14 protein-coding genes are annotated in these 17151 nt (G+C 31.5%); all 14 read right to left on the reverse strand.

Annotation, left to right across the window (positions count from 1 at the left end; all coding sequences use genetic code 11):
• Positions 1-191: 191 nt before the first annotated feature.
• The 14 genes from BM126_RS10725 to BM126_RS10785 all read right to left on the reverse strand — a co-directional run bounded on the left by BM126_RS10725 (position 192) and on the right by BM126_RS10785 (position 17146).
• Positions 192-1376 (reverse strand): nucleotidyltransferase domain-containing protein, encoded by a 1185-nt coding sequence (locus BM126_RS10725; protein WP_090989511.1) that lies wholly within the window; start codon positions 1374-1376, stop codon positions 192-194.
• A gap of 475 nt (positions 1377-1851) precedes the next feature.
• A complete protein-coding gene (istB, locus tag BM126_RS10730; protein WP_305728153.1) occupies positions 1852-2484 on the reverse strand; it encodes an IS21-like element helper ATPase IstB in 633 nt (210 codons plus the stop codon).
• A gap of 125 nt (positions 2485-2609) precedes the next feature.
• Positions 2610-3866 (reverse strand): IS21 family transposase, encoded by a 1257-nt coding sequence (gene istA, locus BM126_RS10735; RefSeq protein ID WP_256213085.1) that lies wholly within the window; start codon positions 3864-3866, stop codon positions 2610-2612.
• A 218-nt stretch (positions 3867-4084) separates the two neighbouring features.
• Positions 4085-4252: a hypothetical protein gene (locus BM126_RS22360; RefSeq protein ID WP_177201398.1), complete on the reverse strand. Its 168-nt coding sequence runs from the start codon at positions 4250-4252 to the stop codon at positions 4085-4087.
• A 208-nt stretch (positions 4253-4460) separates the two neighbouring features.
• Positions 4461-5471: a UDP-glucose 4-epimerase GalE gene (gene galE / locus BM126_RS10740; protein WP_090989512.1), complete on the reverse strand. Its 1011-nt coding sequence runs from the start codon at positions 5469-5471 to the stop codon at positions 4461-4463.
• A gap of 109 nt (positions 5472-5580) precedes the next feature.
• The gene (locus BM126_RS10745) at positions 5581-6651 is read right to left on the reverse strand and encodes an N-acetylneuraminate synthase family protein (RefSeq protein WP_090989513.1); all 1071 of its coding nucleotides are present in this window, start codon (positions 6649-6651) and stop codon (positions 5581-5583) included.
• Between the two features lie 4 nt (positions 6652-6655).
• Positions 6656-8287, reverse strand: a complete 1632-nt coding sequence (locus BM126_RS10750) for a cytidylyltransferase domain-containing protein (RefSeq protein ID WP_090989514.1) — start codon at positions 8285-8287, stop codon at positions 6656-6658.
• Positions 8288-8346: 59 nt separating this feature from the next.
• The gene (locus tag BM126_RS10755) at positions 8347-9621 is read right to left on the reverse strand and encodes a lipopolysaccharide biosynthesis protein (protein ID WP_090989515.1); all 1275 of its coding nucleotides are present in this window, start codon (positions 9619-9621) and stop codon (positions 8347-8349) included.
• Positions 9622-10309: 688 nt separating this feature from the next.
• On the reverse strand, positions 10310-11413 hold the full coding sequence (locus BM126_RS10760; protein ID WP_090989516.1) for a polysialyltransferase family glycosyltransferase: 1104 nt from the start codon (positions 11411-11413) through the stop codon (positions 10310-10312).
• A gap of 125 nt (positions 11414-11538) precedes the next feature.
• A complete protein-coding gene (locus tag BM126_RS10765) occupies positions 11539-12627 on the reverse strand; it encodes a hypothetical protein (RefSeq protein WP_090989517.1) in 1089 nt (362 codons plus the stop codon).
• 29 nt (positions 12628-12656) lie between these two features.
• Entirely contained in the window at positions 12657-13853 is a 1197-nt protein-coding gene (locus tag BM126_RS10770; RefSeq protein ID WP_090989518.1) for a glycosyltransferase, read from the reverse strand.
• Positions 13850-14980 carry a non-hydrolyzing UDP-N-acetylglucosamine 2-epimerase gene (wecB, locus tag BM126_RS10775; protein ID WP_090989519.1) on the reverse strand — a complete coding sequence of 377 codons (1131 nt, stop codon included), beginning with the start codon at positions 14978-14980 and terminating at the stop codon, positions 13850-13852. Before wecB ends, BM126_RS10770 begins: the two co-directional genes overlap by 4 nt.
• A gap of 3 nt (positions 14981-14983) precedes the next feature.
• Complete coding sequence (locus BM126_RS10780) at positions 14984-16093, reverse strand: capsular polysaccharide biosynthesis protein CapF (protein WP_090989520.1); 1110 nt, start codon at positions 16091-16093, stop codon at positions 14984-14986.
• Between the two features lie 15 nt (positions 16094-16108).
• Positions 16109-17146 (reverse strand): nucleoside-diphosphate sugar epimerase/dehydratase, encoded by a 1038-nt coding sequence (locus BM126_RS10785; RefSeq protein WP_090989521.1) that lies wholly within the window; start codon positions 17144-17146, stop codon positions 16109-16111.
• Positions 17147-17151 lie beyond the last annotated feature (5 nt).

Raw genomic sequence — 17151 nt, forward strand, 5'->3', positions numbered from 1 at the left:
TATTTAATGTAAAAATACTCTATTTTAAGAAATGTGTCAATATTTAAAACTAAAGCGTTGGAATTAAGATGTCTTTTGTAATATTTTGCTATGATTTACTTAGTTAATAATATATTTTATAAGTACACCTTAAACTCTTTGGTAATTTAGTTTAATTTCTATTAGAAATATTCCGCACATATTATTATCATTTAATTTCGAGAAATTCCCGCATTTGTTCTTGATTTTCTAATTGCCCATAAAAATGGACGCAATGGAAAATATAAAAAATGAAGGGTTTTAGGTAACCTCAATGTCATTGCATCAGCAGAACTAGGATAAAACAAAACCATTATTGAATATATTTTCTGCAGATTTTTTGAATTTAAGGATAAACGATATCGTTTATAGTAAATGCTGGACATGGTGATGTCTAATGGCAAAATATCTTTTATAAAAGGTAGTGCCTTATATGCTAATTCCTTTGAACGACTTTTAACAATCAATAGGTTCATATCTTCATTAGTTGGAGTTTTTAATAGGAGCGAAGATAAAATTAGTGCTTGCCCAACTAGATGGAGAATTTGGTAGTTTTTTAAAAGTATGTTCACCTTGTTAAGATTGATTCCGCCTCTTACCAACTTATCAATATCTAAAAGCCAGCGAAGACGAAACCAAGCATGTCTGGAACCATGAGAAATAAGAAATAAAAATAAATCCTCTTTTCCTAAAAAATTAACTGGGTGGCTAGTTATTGTACTTACTCTTTTTCTTTTCCAGAGTTCTTTAAATTTAGGTTCACTCGAAGGAAATGGATTCAGTCTCCAATGAATTTCAAGCTGAATATTTCTTGCAGGATGGTAATAAACGATGTGGTGTATTCTCCATTTCCATTCATTTAAGATATACGGTTCTAACTTTTTTTCATACCCAGAACTTAGAAGAAGTTTATCTGCTTTTTGAAGGGAATCTATCGGAATAAAAATATCTAAATCCTTAGATGTTCTTAATGAAATATCTCCGTAAATATCGGCAGCGATTACTGGCCCTTTTAAAAATAGGGTAGAAATGTGGTTCTCGGTAAATAATTTACTTATTCGTTCCATTTCCCCGCATAGCGCAAGCATGCTAAATGTGTTCTTATGATATTCTTGGTATAAAGTTTGAACAACAAATTGGGGTATCAGTTTATCATCTAACATTTTTAATTTTGAATAAATGACGGGATAAACACGATGATGCATAGTTAATTGAAGAAATAGCTTCCAATCAATCTCCTTAAAAGAATAACTTGAAAAGTAATCATCTATTTCTTCTTTTTCCATAGCTAAAATTTCTAGTAATAACTTTAATTCATTTGGAAATAATTCTTTTTCCAGATTAAAACTATTTTCCATTGTTATTCTCCCTGTATTCTTATTCTTATTTTATTGTTTATAACTTAAATATTTTTAAAAGTACAGAATAGAAGATGTAGGTAAGAAAATTTTAGATGGGCTTCAAAAAGTTTAAACTATATTGTTGAAATATCGTTCTTTATAAAGAATTTTATTGATAATTTACCTCACCTTACTGATAATGTCAATAATAAAGAATTATTATCACTTTTTGTGACTTGACACAAAAACAGGAAAACGATTTAGAATTTGTGGCAATAATGTTAGCAACACACAAACATTACAAGAGAATCCTTTGTTACTAGAATTTACAAAATTCGAAGTTGTTAATCAAAAGATTTTTCCCACTCATTACTTTATCTATGTCGATAAAAAGTCGGCTGAGAAAATCCTCTATATCTAATTTTGTTGGTCATGTCAACGCCGGTTTATTTTTCCCCATTGTCATCGGAATAAAAGTCCCCATTTATATCGGTTACTCAGTTACTTTGGCTGGGAACATTCCAGCCTTTTTCTTTTCTTTGAGGCGATAGGACTCTCCTTTGATATTAAAAGTGACAGAGTGATGAAGGAGTCGATCTAGAATCGCTGTAGCTAAAACATCATCCCCAAATACTTTTCCCCATTCAATAAATGATTTATTAGATGTTAAGATCATAGCCCCATTTTCATATCGTTTGGACACCACCTGAAAAAAGATATTGGCTGTTAGTTCATCAAATGGAAAATATCCTACCTCGTCTATGAGGAGTAAATTGAGGCGGCTCCATTTGTTAACTAAGCGATGGAGAGTTCCTTTTGATTCTGCCTTTCGGCATTCTGATACCACTTCATCAGCTGTTAAAAATAACGCAGTGTATCCTTGTGTAATAGCTTCTACGGCAAAGGATATTGCTAAATGGGTTTTTCCTACACCTGGTGGACCAAATAGAATCCTATTTTTCCCATTTGCGATGTACCTACAAGTCAAGGTTTCCTTCACACGCTGTTCACTTACACTAGGCTGAAACGTATACTCAAAATCATGGATGTTCTTCATGTAAGGAAGCTTGGCGCTCTTCATCCTGTTGGACAGGAGATTCCCCTGTCTAGCTTCAGTTTCTCTCAAAACAAGAGTGTGCTAAAAATCAAAATATGATACATTATTTCTAGAAGCGTTCTCTAAAAGATCATCTAATTGGTTGGCTATTTCCTGCCAACCAAGATTCTCTAGCTGCTCTTCGAGTTGGTTTTTCATATTGAATCACCTTCTTCCAGAGCAGCATAAGAAGCTAGAGAACGTGTTTCAACAATAGGAGTAGGGACAGTTCCAGAATCTTTGGCCGCCAAACCAGTGGGATTCTCATGTTCCTGCTCTTTTCCTGTTTTGTGTAATCCTTCATAATGCTCTAGCTTCACATGAACACTCGTTTTACCCGTTAAAATAGGGTGTTGAGCCAAGCACTCCTTCTCATCATAGATTTCAATTTGATGATCCAAGGTTACTTTAACCTTTACTTTATATCCCGCATACCGGAAAGGGACGAAATACTTTTTGCCTAAATAAGAGATGAAACAATCCCGGCTTACTTCACGTATCTCCCAATGACTAGTCGGGAAGAGGGGTTTTGTTCCCCAAGTCTGAAGAAACCTTTGTTCGTGTTGTAGGCGTTGAACCGGTGGTTCATTAGTTGTTTGATTCTTCTTTTGATTCGCTGTTTGATCAAGCCATATACGGATATCATGATTTAAGGCGTATATTGTAGGTTCATGTTTTCTTTGGAAGAAATTATTCTTTACATATAGAACCGTTCTTACCACTTTCCCCTTGGTTTGTGGACGATGAGGTTTACATGCTTTTGGGATGATTCCATAATAGGCTAGAAAATCTTCAAACGTTCTATTAAATCGAATCTCTACTGGACTATGCTTCGTGACGACTGTTTTCATATTGTCATAGAGAATCTGTTCCGGTAGACCGTTAAAGTATGCGAAGGCATTCATGTGGCATTTCATCAGAGTTTCTAATTTCATATCTGTTGTAAACTCCACATACTTCATTCTGGAATAACTTAAAACCATGATGAATGCATAAACTTTTTGAAGCTTACCATCTACTTCATACATACCTACATCCGCCCAATCCATCTGAGCTTGTTTTCCTGGTGTTGTTTCAAATCGTACAGTGGCTTGTTTTTTCGGTTGAACCCGATAGGGTTTTATAAACTCTCGGAGGATAGTTGTTTTTCCCTCGTATCCCATGGCTTGAATTTCCTCAAATAGCACCATGCAATTTGTTGTTCCCTCTTGAATCCTTTGAAGAAGATAAGGCTTAAATGTTGCTAATTTACTCTCCCTAACTTTACGCTTAGATGATTGAGGTAATTGATCTTGATTTATGTATTTACTTACTATTTTACGATCAAACCCTGTCTCTTCAGCTATAGCTGTTTTTGTCCATCCTTTTTGATGTAATTCTCTTATCATAAAAAATTCCCCAGTCTTCAGCATCGTCTCAAACACTCCAACCCTCTTAAGTGATTAGACAATTATCTGTTATTATTGGGGAATTTTAAACCGCTGATATTGGGTATTTTAGCACCGTTGATGACAGGTCAAAAGTTATATGAAATTAATGTCGAAATGTTTAGATATAAATATGGACATTATATTCGACTAATTATGGACAGGCACAGGCAATACCGTCAACTTTCGGAAATTTAGGGGTGTCAAAAATAGATATGCTCACCCACGCCATGGAAGAAGGAGACTTCTATGCCGGCTGCTTTGACCGTGCAAACAGGATCGGGGGAAAGTGTGGCTGCATTCGCAGTAAGAATATTTTCTTTTTTGATATGCAATGTAACAGGGACGATGGTAAGTTTTTGTGGAGGCATGGAAAAGCACCTCCTTTAATTAGATACGTTTATCGTACCCGAGGTGCCTTTCATTTTATATGCGTTGTTTGAATACGGGCTTACAGAATTGGAAATCAAAGGTTCACTTTTAATGTAATCAAAACTTATAAAAGTGGGTCAAAACTAACTTATCAAAAACGAAAAACAAAAAAGCCCGCCAAGCTATTAGGCCTAGCGGGAAATAATCTTATTTAGAATTCTGTAATTCTTTATTATTCTTCTCAAAACGCCAAGCATCTCTGCACATGGCGATAATATCACGTTTCGCCGTCCAGCCTAGTTCCCGCTTTGCTTTTGAAGTGTCTGCATAGCATGAAGCAATATCTCCAGGTCTGCAATCCACTATTATATAAGGAACTTTAATACCATTAGCTTCTTCAAAAGCTTTCACTAACTCTAGGACGCTGGTACCTTGACCAGTTCCCAAGTTATAAACATGAGCACCTTCTTTAAGATTATCTAATGCTGCAACATGCCCCTCAGCAAGATCAACTACATGAATATAATCTCGAACCCCTGTTCCATCCACTGTTGGGTAGTCGTTACCAAACACACGTAATTTCTCAAGTTTACCTTTTGCTACTTGAGATACATATGGCAAAAGATTATTGGGGATACCATTAGGAGCTTCACCAATTAAACCGCTCTCATGAGCTCCTACTGGGTTGAAATATCTAAGAATTGATACCGAAAGAGCTGGATTTGCCTTTGCTATATCGATTAAAATTCGCTCACTCATAGCTTTTGTTTCACCATAGGGATTAGTCGTTAGCAACAAGTCCATTGACTCTACAAATGGAACTTTATTATCCCCGTAAACTGTTGCTGATGAGCTAAAGACAAAACGATTTACACCAAATTTCTGGCAAGCTTTTATAAGAACCATTGTACTTACGATGTTATTATAATAATAATCCAGAGGTTTCTCTGTAGACTCACCTACTGCCTTAAATCCTGCAAAATGAATAACTCCATCAATCTTGGAATTTCTAAAAATATTATCAACAGCTTCAGCATCTGTTACATCAATCTCGTAAAAAGTTACTTCTTTTTCAGTTATTTCCATAATTTTTATAACAATCTCACTCTTACTGTTAGAAAGGTTATCGGCAATAATGACTGAATATCCTGCTTCTAAAAGAGCAATACAGGTATGTGAGCCTATATATCCGGCACCGCCGGTTACTAGTATGTTCATAAATTTACCTCCCTTCCAATTAAAAAAACTTTAAATATAAAATGAAATATTATTTCTCTTATAATTTTTTAATATTCAACAAGCAATTTCTTCTATAAATAACGAAGGGTTATTCCTTAATCATTTCATACTGAAGAATTGAGTCTTCTGATATATCCATTACAGCTACTTTCCCAATAACATTCTTTATATCTGCAGGTGAAATACCTGTACCAGGTCTTTTAAAAGTAAGCATTTCGTTAGTAATAATCTGGCCCTTTTTAATAGAATATGCTGCAACTAAAGATCTTCTAGCATTCTGTCTAGAAGTTAATTCTGATTCAAGGTAATTAATCTCATACGATCCTCTAATTTTTTGAATAAACTCAATACCTTGAACTATCTTTTTCGCATCACTAGGGTCCATCGCATGATAATGGTCATTACCAGGTAAAGTTTTATCCAGCGTAAAATGTTTCTCTACTACATTTGCTCCTAAATTAAAGGCCGTTTTAACTATATCTGCATCAACATCGGGTTTTGTATGGTCAGAATAACCAATAATTACATCTGGATATCTGTTCTTTAAGCTAACTATCTTATTAAGGTTAGCATGACTACAAGGAGTTGGGTATTCTAGTACACAGTGCATTAAAACAATAGACTGATCATTATGCTCTCTAATCGTTGAAATGGTTTGATCAATTTCTTCTACATTTGCAGCTCCAACCGATAAAAGTATAGGCTTACCTTTCTTAGCCTGATACTCAACAAACGGTATATTATTTAAATCTGAGGAGGATATTTTATAAACATTCATTAAATCATAAAGGTAGTCAGCTGATTCTATATCAAATGCAGTTGATAAAAACTCAATTCCTAAATCATTACAATATTGAGCTATTTCTTTATAGTCTTCATAAGTAAAGCTATCAAATTTTTTAAAGAGTTCAAACTGTGAAGTGGTGGCTTCTTCATTTGTATCCCAGTAGGAAGGCGATTCCTTAGCAGCTAATGTTTCAGCTTTATATGTTTGGAATTTCACAGCATGAATACCTGCCTTTTTGGCTTCCTTTACCATTAGTTTTGCTGCTTCCATTACAGAAATCTGCATTTTTTTAGCTATGTCATAGTAATTTACACCTATCTCAGCTATTAAAACAAATTTATCATCTTTAGCTCGTTCAATAATTGTATTCATTATCTTAGTCCTCCTTTAAAATTATATCAATCACTCTTTTTATCCCTTTTTTCAAATCATGTCTCAACATTAGCTCTCTCATTTCATGCCTAATCTGATGTGCTTCTACCAACCATTTAAAGGTGGACTCAATAGTCCCGATAGATATATTTTTTCCTAGTCCTAAATTCATAAATCCATTTTGCATTTGGGCAAAGGTATGCAATTGTTCTCTTTCATTTTGAGATAAGACAATAGAAGGAATTCCTAATGATGCCAATTCAAATACAGTTCTACCTTGTGAGGTAAATGCTATATCAGCATTTATCATATAATCACTTACCCTTTTAACATCGTTAAGGACAAATATTTTTTTATCTTCAAGGGTATAAATACCATTATCCTCACTGTTATATCCTTTGCCGGTAATAAAATTAAATTCAAACCTTGGATTATTCTTGTTTATTTTTGTAGCGAAATGATATATTTTTTTGGTTAAGTTCGAAGGATCCGTACCTCCAAATATTACCAAAATGTTTTTTACTTCTTTAGAGAATGTTTTAGGCTTATTAATCAGGAATTCATCCCTAAGACAAACATAGCTTTCCCCATAATATTCGTTAGATAATTTCTTCTCCTTATTATAAAGGGCATTAATTACAGCATCGGCATACTCAGCACCTTCACCCAAATCTTCTATAGTTATGACTTTACTTACAATTTTTTTTAATTTTTGAATGTAATTTTCATCAGTATCCAGGCAGTCATTAACAACTATATCTGCATCCCATTCAACTAAAAAATCAAAGAACTCCTCATCAGAATTAATTAGGGTATAAGGCATATAACTACTTTTAATCTTATTTACCCCTTCTGTACATTTTTCTTTTGTAACAAACATTATTTCATGACCTGTCAAATTATAGGCTAAGGTTAGACAATGATATATATGTCCCATACCTAGCTCCTTGTATCCATCAACACGAAATATAATTCTTTTCCTTTTCAAAGCATTTTCACAAATTAACCAATCACTTTTAGTATCAATATCCACAGATTCTTCTTCAGGAACCTCAAAAATAGAAACGTCCTGTCCCATACGACTATTTGGTTTAACATATTCTCTTTTTGTAATAAAAAAGGCACCTGTTTCAATATAGTTAGGAGGTAGCTGTTGTCTATTTACTCGTTCTTCATAATTAGGGAAATATCCACTTTCATTTGCCGACCATGATAAATGTGGAATATTAACAGCACTTATATAAGTATCCATCCCACTGTTTATAAAGCTTTCAATGGCATTATTTAAAGTAGAACTTTTTAACAATGGAGAAGTTGGTTGAAGCGTTACGATAAAGTCATATCCTATATTTTTTTCTTTTTCCATTTTGAGTACTGCGTCATAGATAACTGGATCCAAAGTAACGTTATCTTCTGCTAATTCTTTTAACCTTTCAACATAGGCAACAGTATTTAATTTAGCAATACCTATAATTTCTTCGTCATCAGTTGTTATTACTACATCTGTAATCCATTCACACGATTTAGCATTTTCAATTGAATAGGATATTAAAGGTTTTCCATTCATCAATCTAACATTTTTTCGTGGTATACCTTTGGAACCACCTCTTGCAGGGATAACTGCTAATATATTCACAAACAATCACTCCATTTTACCACTTGTTTTTTTTGTTTATCATAAAACCATCTTAAATATTACGATATTTTTTCAGAATTTATTTGTTTTCTTATTTTTATTAGAAAAACGATATTCATTAAAATACAATAAATAAAAAATGATATAGAAGTTGCTAAAGCAACTGAACTAATCGAATAAACGTAATGCAGAAATACAATACTTAATATAACATTTAACAATATACAAAATAATTGGATAGAAACATATACTTTTTGATTATCTGTAGAATTAAAGTAATTGGCCGCTATTCCGACTAATGTTAGGGGGTAGACTCCAAAGAGTAGTATTTGTGCAGTTTTAATACCTTCATTATACTCTGGCATATACCATTTAATAAAATATGGCAATAAAAAGTACCCACATATAACTATTCCTAGCATTATTAATGCCAAAATTTTATTTACCTTGAAATAAAGTTTTTTCACTTCAATAACTTTGTTTTTACTAACCAGACTTACAATTTCAGGGTAGAAAATTTGATCTAAAACTTGCGGAAAGAGCATTACAGTACTAAATACAAACATTCCTACACTATAGTTTCCTAAGTCTTGTGGAGTCATAAATATAGTTATTATAAATCTATCTGATGCAATCGTTATACCCCAAACAATCCCGACTAACAGTATTGGGAATCCAACCTTAATTAATTCCTTGAAATTACTTGAATTACCTTTTTTTCTTTTAAATGGAATTACCTTTCTAGCTATAAACACCTGTATTATTAAGGCAAGTAACATGCCTAAATACATGCCTAAGTAGCCAAACCAGACTACAAATGATAAAGTTAACACAGACTGTGTAATACTTCTAATGGAAACTAACTTTGAAGTTTTTTTAAAATCCTGTTGAGACTTAAAATACATTTCAACATAATTTGATAGATAACTAAAAAACACAATTACCGTTACTAGGAATAATCCAGATTTATATTCATTAGGTATATCTGAAAAAGACATAAATATACTTGTAAATAATAATAATACAATTATATAAATAGGTACTGTAAATAAAAAAGAAAAAACTGACTCTCTAATTTCTTGGACTTTTTTCAAATCATTTCTTGCTAGGAAAAATGGCACCTGCCTATTCATTGCATTTAAGGTTCCTAAATGAAATAAGGGAGTAAAAGTAAATATCAATGTAACAGAAACCCAATACCCATATTGTTCAGGTCCAAGGATATTCCTTGTTAATACACCGATTAAGAAAGACAATAATGCATTAGTTAAAGTTGCAGCTCCTAAAGAAGTAATATTTGATAACGTATCATTTTTTAATAATTTACTTTTCATTTAATTCTCAACCCATTTTCTTCAAAAATGCTGTTAATAGTAAATAATATTATAAGACTTTAATTATTTTTTATGTCTCTTCATCATTGTTTGTGATGGCGGTGTTTGTTATTTTTAAGCTTAAATAACTGAGCGGCGTCTCAAAATCATTCGATTGGTAAAAGTCACGAAAACGTTTTTTAGGAAAAACACATAAAATAAATTTTCATGGTCTTCAAGGAGTTTATTGAGTCGTTCCTTTTGCCAATCTTTGAGGTTTTCATTGCTATTCACAGGGTAAACTGGGCTTTCTACATGGTACTTATCAATCACAATCTTGGCTTGTGGAAATACCTATATCAAAATATTTTCCAATTTTTATGTTAAATCACAAAAGGTGATGATGAATCTTAATGTTTAATAGTATGAGCATTTTTTTTTACTTTCATTAAGGTTAAATCCACGGTACATTCACCTGATTCTTTCTACAACAGAATACATCGATTATTCACATAACCTTATTTATAGGTTTGATTAGCCAACTACCATCGTCCAAACTTTCTTTCTGCATAACCTTGTTTATAGGGTTATTTTCCTGATAAAAAATTATAATCCCACACTTCTTTATTTATATATACATATTAACATTCCTATTTTTTATATAATCTTGGTTTTACCAATAATTATGAGAAAGTCTTAAAACCAGGCACTATTCCTTGTTGCTCTCTAATACATTAAGAATATTTTCTAATTCTTCAATTGTTTCAGGTATGAAAAACTTATTTATATCTCTATAACTATTCTTCACCTTAAAAACTATATCATAAAATGTACTATTTAATGGTTGCTGTATAGAATTATCCAGTAACTTGAACAACAATATTACATAAGGTTCTTCATCATATACTATTTTAGGGTTTAAACAGGCAGTAGAACTTATTGAAATTAATACTTTTTCCTCAACTTCATTATTAAGCTCAAATAATTCAAATGGTATCGGTAAATTAGTAACCTTACATAAGTTTTCATATGTACTCTTAACTGTTCTAGGGTGTAACTTTACAGTTACTTTATCTGATTCTGTCTTTGTTATTATAAACTGTAAAAGCTGCTTCCCTCGATTCATACTCGAATTAAACTGAAAAGCTTGATCAAAAAATATATATGGTTTATCTAATTCCCTCTGATAAGAGTCTTGATAATTCATTATTTTATTTAATAGGTTCTTAATATTAATATCTTTTTTATTTATAGAAGGCAGTTTATTTATTTTGACCATTTTATTAGTTTGTAAAAATTCTGGTCTGTAAACATATACCCCAGTATGTTCATTCATTATGTCTCTTCCAAAAATAACCTTTATAAAAAGTTTTTTAAAAAAATTAAATTGAAAATCAAAATAACTATAAGCAAATGTTCCATCCTCATACATAAATAGTTGAGTAGCATTAGTTTTATTTTTATAAAAGTAATATATTAATTGACTAGGGATATCCGGGGAAGAAATAAAGATACTATCATAAACTTTGTCATTAAAAATCTGATTGGTTACATATCTTGAATTTAATAAATGTTTAAAAGAATTGTAATAACGGATCAAAGGAATGCTGCTTCCTCCTCCAGTTAAATTCTTTGTTCTCAAAAAAAGGATGTTATCGAATATTTTTTCTCCCTTTAAATTCAAATATATTTCATAATTACTTGCGGAATGGTCAAGTATATATAAGTCTTTCTCACTATCACTATATATAGTATTTACCAAGCTAACCGCGTTATATATATGGTATGGTGTACTACATATAAAAAGGACCATCCTTGTTACCTCTCTTAATAGGATCTTTGTTATTAAAATATGGTACTAGGTATTATTCTCAGGTAAAGACACAAATACTATATGTTACACTAAATAAATAGTTTAATCCGATTATTATAGTATTTTTATACTAAAGCTTTCCCTCTATCTCTTTTCTCAGTTGCCGTCTTATAGATTAACATCCAAAATAATAAACCAATAAATAATTCGGGTCTTACTAATAAAGACTCCAAGGCATTGTAATACAAAAAACTAATAATAAATGAAACAGATTTACTATCAGCTGCATCAATTAAGATATTTAGTGATTTAACAATTAACACTAAACTAAAGATAAAGAAAGTAATACCCATTGAGCACAATAATAATAAATAACCGTTATCAACGTCTCTTTCCGTTGTCCCCCCTAACAAAAAGGTTTTCATGGTATTAGTTTCTAAATAAAATGTATTTAAAGTTAATCTCAGACTAAAAATTTTATCTAATATTGGATAGTTTTTTAAAAGAAATGGAGAAACTACAGATAAAACTAAAGGGATTATACAAATAATGGTAATAAAACCTTTTAATACATTTTTGTATTTTAAATTTTCCTTCATGAAACTTCTTAGAATAAAATAAAATAATAAAAAAATTAAAATACTATATAGTACACTTCTAGTATCTGTATAGTTAAAAATAAAAGTTAAAACAATTAAATTAATAATGATATGAGTTAATTTGATAGTTTTCCTTGATAATAAATAGACCATTAATATAGAATACTCTAAATTAGAAAATGCATTTACATTATTAAATCCAAATGTACTTCTTACTCTATCCCCAATAATCTGTTCGACATTTTGGGTAATTCCTAATTGTAGAAATATTATTAGAAGGAATGCAACAAAAAGGTTAAAATAATTAAAATATTTATAATATTTATCGATAGAAATACTTCTTGAAACTATAATTACTAATAATAAATAACTGAAGTTAAAAATTTTATCATTGAAACTAAACCCAAAAAGTGCAGTCATGCTAAAGAAAAACCAAACCAAATCAATAGGTCTTATTTTTATAGCGTTTTTTTGTATTAAAATCGAAAATAATAATAAGGATATAGATATTATTCTGATACTACTTTTTTCTATCGGATTCAATCCTAATGAATTATACAAAACATAATTTAAGTTTGCTATACATAAACTTGCTAGGACAATTATTCCCCTCATCTAAAATTTCCCCAAATCCAAATATAAATTCACAACAAAGACTCGGTGTACAAATTTATATATTGATTATATTTTTTATTTTTCTCATATAATTTAGCCCTATTAATACAAGAATTTTTTGTGATTGCTTCAGATTTTAGCGTAAAAATAGCTTCTTTAAGCATTGATATATCTCCTTTATCTACCACCAATCCACAGTTCTGATCTACAATTTCTGGTAAAGCTGTTGCATTAAAAACGATTACAGGGGTACCACATGCTAAAGCTTCAACCGTAGTTAACCCCATTGTTTCTTCAACACTTAAATTTAGATAAATATCTGCAGATGAGTATATACCAATTAATTCTTGAATATTATTAGTCTTGGGCAAACCAATAATATTTTTAGGCAAAGTATTAATCTGTTCTTTGTTCAAACCAACTAGAACAATTTTATAATTGTCTTCTAGATTTTCAGACAACTTTAAAAAGTACCTAAGTCCTTTCCTCTCTTCCCATTCACTAGCTACTCCAAGTAATACATATTGATTTTCAATATTATATTTTGTTTTAAAATCACTATAAACTGGTTTAAATATATTTAAATCAATCCCGTTTTCAATTACTTTAATAGGATACTCGTTTAAAAAGGATTTCTCGACTACACTTCTCAACCATTTAGAAACAGTTACTATTTTTAGGTTTTTAACATCAGTAAAAATTTCTTTTTTAATTTTAAAATTCTGTTTTGAATTATCTAATAACATACTACTTGGATATGATTTTTTCTGCGGGCAACTATGGCATAAAGACATCCATTTATTACAACCTATATCATCAAAATAAGTACAATGGCCTGTGAAACTCCAACAATCATGGAGTGTCCATATTACAGGTTTGTTAGATTCTTTTAAGTATTCAAAGAAAAGTTCTATATTTAAATAGTATCCATGAATATTATGCAAATGAATAACATCCGGATTAAGTGTCTTTAACACAGTAATAAAATCCCTAGTTACTCTTTTAGATCCGAACCCATGTCTATCAAATATCCTTGTTATAGTTACATGTTTATAATTATCATATTTATTACCTATTCTGAGGGCACTATCACAATTTATCGGATTCTCTCTTCCAAAAGCTATATAGCTTTTGTGACCTTGTTCTTTTAAGATTGCATGTATATCAGTTGCAATTCTTCCTGTACTTCCTATTCCACATACGGAATTTATCTGTAATACTTTCACTGGGTTTTCCCCCAGACAACTCTATTCACATAATCAGTATATGATAATATTATTCTCAGAACCTTATCGGATACATTAGGCATACTATAATCGCTTACAAGCTTTAATGTGCCATTTTCTTGTGTTTTTAATATTTCCATTCCTTGTAAGACTCTCTCTTTCCTTAATCCAACCATCATAACTGCTGCTTCTTCCATTGCCTCTGGTCTTTCATGAGTTTGTCTAATATTAAGTGCTCTAAACCCAAGAATTGAAGATTCCTCACTAATTGTTCCGCTATCACTTAATACTGCTTTCGCCTTAATTTGGAGTTTAACATAATCATTAAACCCTAAAGGCTTCAGAGTTTTAACTAAAGGATTGAACTCAACGCCTTTAATCTCAATCATTTTTCTAGTCCTTGGATGAGTACTCAAAATTACTGGCATATTATATTTTTCTGCAATCGCATTTAAACTATCAACTAAATCTAGGAAATTGACTTCTGAACTAATATTTTCCTCTCTATGAGCTGATACTACAAAGTAATTACCTTCTTTTAGGTCTAATCTTTCTAATACATCCGAACCCTCTATATCGTCTTTTCTAGAGTTAAGAACTTCAAACATAGGGCTTCCAGTTTTAATAATTCTATCTGAAGGAAATCCCTCTCTAAGAAGACACTCTCTTGCGATATCACTATAGGTTAAATTAATATCTGCTGTATGATCTACAATTTTTCTATTAGTTTCTTCCGGTACTCTTTGGTCAAAGCATCTATTTCCTGCTTCCATGTGGAATATAGGAATAAGTCGTCTTTTTGCTGCAATTGCACATAAACAGCTATTCGTATCTCCAAGCACTAAAAATGCATCTGGTTTGACTTCCTCCATAATAGGATCTATTTTAACCAGTATATTTCCAATTGTTTCTACTGCTGTCCCGGTAGCTGCATTAAGAAAATAGTCCGGTTTTTTTAAATTAAAGTCTATAAAAAACACTTCGTTCAACTCATAATCATGATTTTGTCCCGTATGAACAAGTGTATGTTCAATCGCACTTGATTCTTCTAATTTATTTATTACAGCTGACAATCTAATAATCTCAGGTCTAGTTCCAACAACTGTCATGACTTTTAATTTCTTCATTTATTATACCTCCACGAAGTAAGTGTCCGGCTTTTCTGAATCAAAACATTCATTTGCCCACATTACTGTTACGAGCTCTCTCTCTCCTACGTTTACAATTGAGTGTGTATAGCCAGTAGGAATATCCACAACCTGAAACTTTTCCCCACTAACTCTATATTCAATAATTTCTTCAGAACCTATCTTTCTAAAGCGAATTAAACCTTCTCCACTAACAACTAAAAATTTCTCGTTTTTAGTATGATGCCAATGGTTTCCTTTTGTAATCCCAGGCGTTGAAACATTTACAGATACTTGCCCTCTTTCAGGTGTTCTCATAAATTCTGTAAAAGATCCTCTATGGTCGCGATTCATTTTAAGATCATACGAGAACTGGTCTTTAGGTAAAAAACTTAAATAAGTACTATAAAGTTTCTTAGTTAAAGCATTTTCCATATTAGGAATATCTAAATTTGTTCTACACTCTTTGAAACTCTTTATAAGGTTAGCCAATTCTCCGAGTTTAATATTTTGTGTCACTGGTACAATACAGAAATCATTTTGTGTTGTGGGATTTCCCTCTAAAGCTCTTATAAATTCATCTAATACATCATCTATATAACAAAGTTCTAGTTCTGCATCTGGATTGTTTATTTGAATATCTAAACCTCTTGCTATATTATGACAAAATGTTGCTACCACAGTATTATAGTTAGGTTTGCTCCATTTACCAAATAAGTTTGATAGTCGATATACATACACATTTACATCTGTCTCATAATAATAATTAAACAATAAATCTTCTCCAGCCTTCTTACTTTTTCCGTAAGGATTAGTCTTTTCTGCTTGTATAGAAGAAGTAAGAAGAACAGGAGCTTTATTATTATTTTTCATTAATAGCTCTAGTAAATGAGAAGTAAAGCCATAATTACCTTCCATAAATTCATCTTCATCTTCTGGTCTGTTTACACCAGCTAAATGAAAGACAAAATCACATTCTTTTGTATACTTTTCAAGTAGAAAAGGTTCACTTTCCCTAGCAAACTCAAATATATCGTCATAACCCTTATTTTTAAGTTCAGCAATAAGATTTTTTCCCACAAAACCTTTTGCACCTGTTACAAGAATTTTCATGATTTACGTACCACCTTAGCTCATTACATTAACTTTTTTATTCCATTCCTTTAGCTCATTCTTCACATAATCTAATTCAAGTAGTTTTTCTTTAATCTGCTCAACTGTAAGAATTTGTGTATTGTCAGAATTATATTCCGCTACAGTAGTAAGTTTTTGATCACCCTCAGCAAAATATTTATCATAGTTAAGATCCCTTTGATCAGCAGGAACCCTGTAAAAGCCAGGTAAATCTTCTGCCTTTACATATTCTTCTTTTGTAAGAAGTGTTTCATAGCGTTTTTCACCATGACGAGTTCCAATAATTTTTATTTCATTGTTTACATTAAAGAGCTCCTTTACTGCTTGAGCAAGGTCACCAATTGTACTAGCCGGAGATTTTTGAACCATAATATCTCCCGCCTCAGCATTTTGGAATGCAAAAACAACTAGCTGGACTGCTTCTTCTAGACTCATTAAGAACCTTGTCATATTAGGATCTGTAACCGTTAAAGGATCTCCACTTTTAATCTGCTCAATAAATAATGGAATGACTGACCCACGGGATGCCATTACATTACCGTATCTCGTACCACAGATAAGTGTTTTTTCTGGTGATACTGTTTTTGACTTTGCAACAAAAACCTTTTCCATCATTGCTTTCGAAACTCCCATTGCATTGATTGGATATGCCGCTTTATCAGTTGATAGGCAAATTACCTTTTGTACTTCATAATCAATAGCAGCTGTTAAAACATTATCAGTCCCTAGAATATTCGTTTTTACTGCTTCCAATGGGAAGAATTCACATGATGGTACTTGTTTCAGTGCAGCAGCATGAAAAATGTAATCAACTCCGTGCATTCCATTTTTCACACTTGCTAAATCCCTTACATCTCCAATATAAAACTTTAATTTTTCGTTTTTATACAATTTACGCATATCATCTTGCTTTTTTTCATCACGTGAAAAAATTCGAATTTCTTTTATATCACTTTCTAAGAATTTTTCCATGACAGCATTACCGAAGGATCCTGTTCCTCCAGTAATTAATAATGTTTTATCTTTAAACATGCTCT

Source organism: Bacillus sp. OV322, from assembly GCF_900112495.1.
In the GTDB taxonomy this organism is placed as follows: Bacteria; Bacillota; Bacilli; order Bacillales; family DSM-1321; genus Peribacillus.

Excerpts from the sequence above, each read along its gene's own strand:
- BM126_RS10780 (WP_090989520.1), bottom strand. The coding sequence starts at position 16,093 with ATGAAAATTCTTGTAACAGGTGCAAAAGGTTTTGTGGGAAAAAATCTT.
- BM126_RS22360 (WP_177201398.1), bottom strand. The coding sequence starts at position 4,252 with ATGCCTCCACAAAAACTTACCATCGTCCCTGTTACATTGCATATCAAA.
- wecB (WP_090989519.1), bottom strand. The coding sequence starts at position 14,980 with ATGAAGAAATTAAAAGTCATGACAGTTGTTGGAACTAGACCTGAGATT.
- galE (WP_090989512.1), bottom strand. The coding sequence starts at position 5,471 with ATGAACATACTAGTAACCGGCGGTGCCGGATATATAGGCTCACATACC.
- istA (WP_256213085.1), bottom strand. The coding sequence starts at position 3,866 with ATGCTGAAGACTGGGGAATTTTTTATGATAAGAGAATTACATCAAAAA.
- BM126_RS10765 (WP_090989517.1), bottom strand. The coding sequence starts at position 12,627 with ATGAGGGGAATAATTGTCCTAGCAAGTTTATGTATAGCAAACTTAAAT.
- BM126_RS10745 (WP_090989513.1), bottom strand. The coding sequence starts at position 6,651 with ATGAATACAATTATTGAACGAGCTAAAGATGATAAATTTGTTTTAATA.
- BM126_RS10725 (WP_090989511.1), bottom strand. The coding sequence starts at position 1,376 with ATGGAAAATAGTTTTAATCTGGAAAAAGAATTATTTCCAAATGAATTA.
- BM126_RS10760 (WP_090989516.1), bottom strand. The coding sequence starts at position 11,413 with ATGGTCCTTTTTATATGTAGTACACCATACCATATATATAACGCGGTT.
- BM126_RS10755 (WP_090989515.1), bottom strand. The coding sequence starts at position 9,621 with ATGAAAAGTAAATTATTAAAAAATGATACGTTATCAAATATTACTTCT.
- BM126_RS10785 (WP_090989521.1), bottom strand. The coding sequence starts at position 17,146 with ATGTTTAAAGATAAAACATTATTAATTACTGGAGGAACAGGATCCTTC.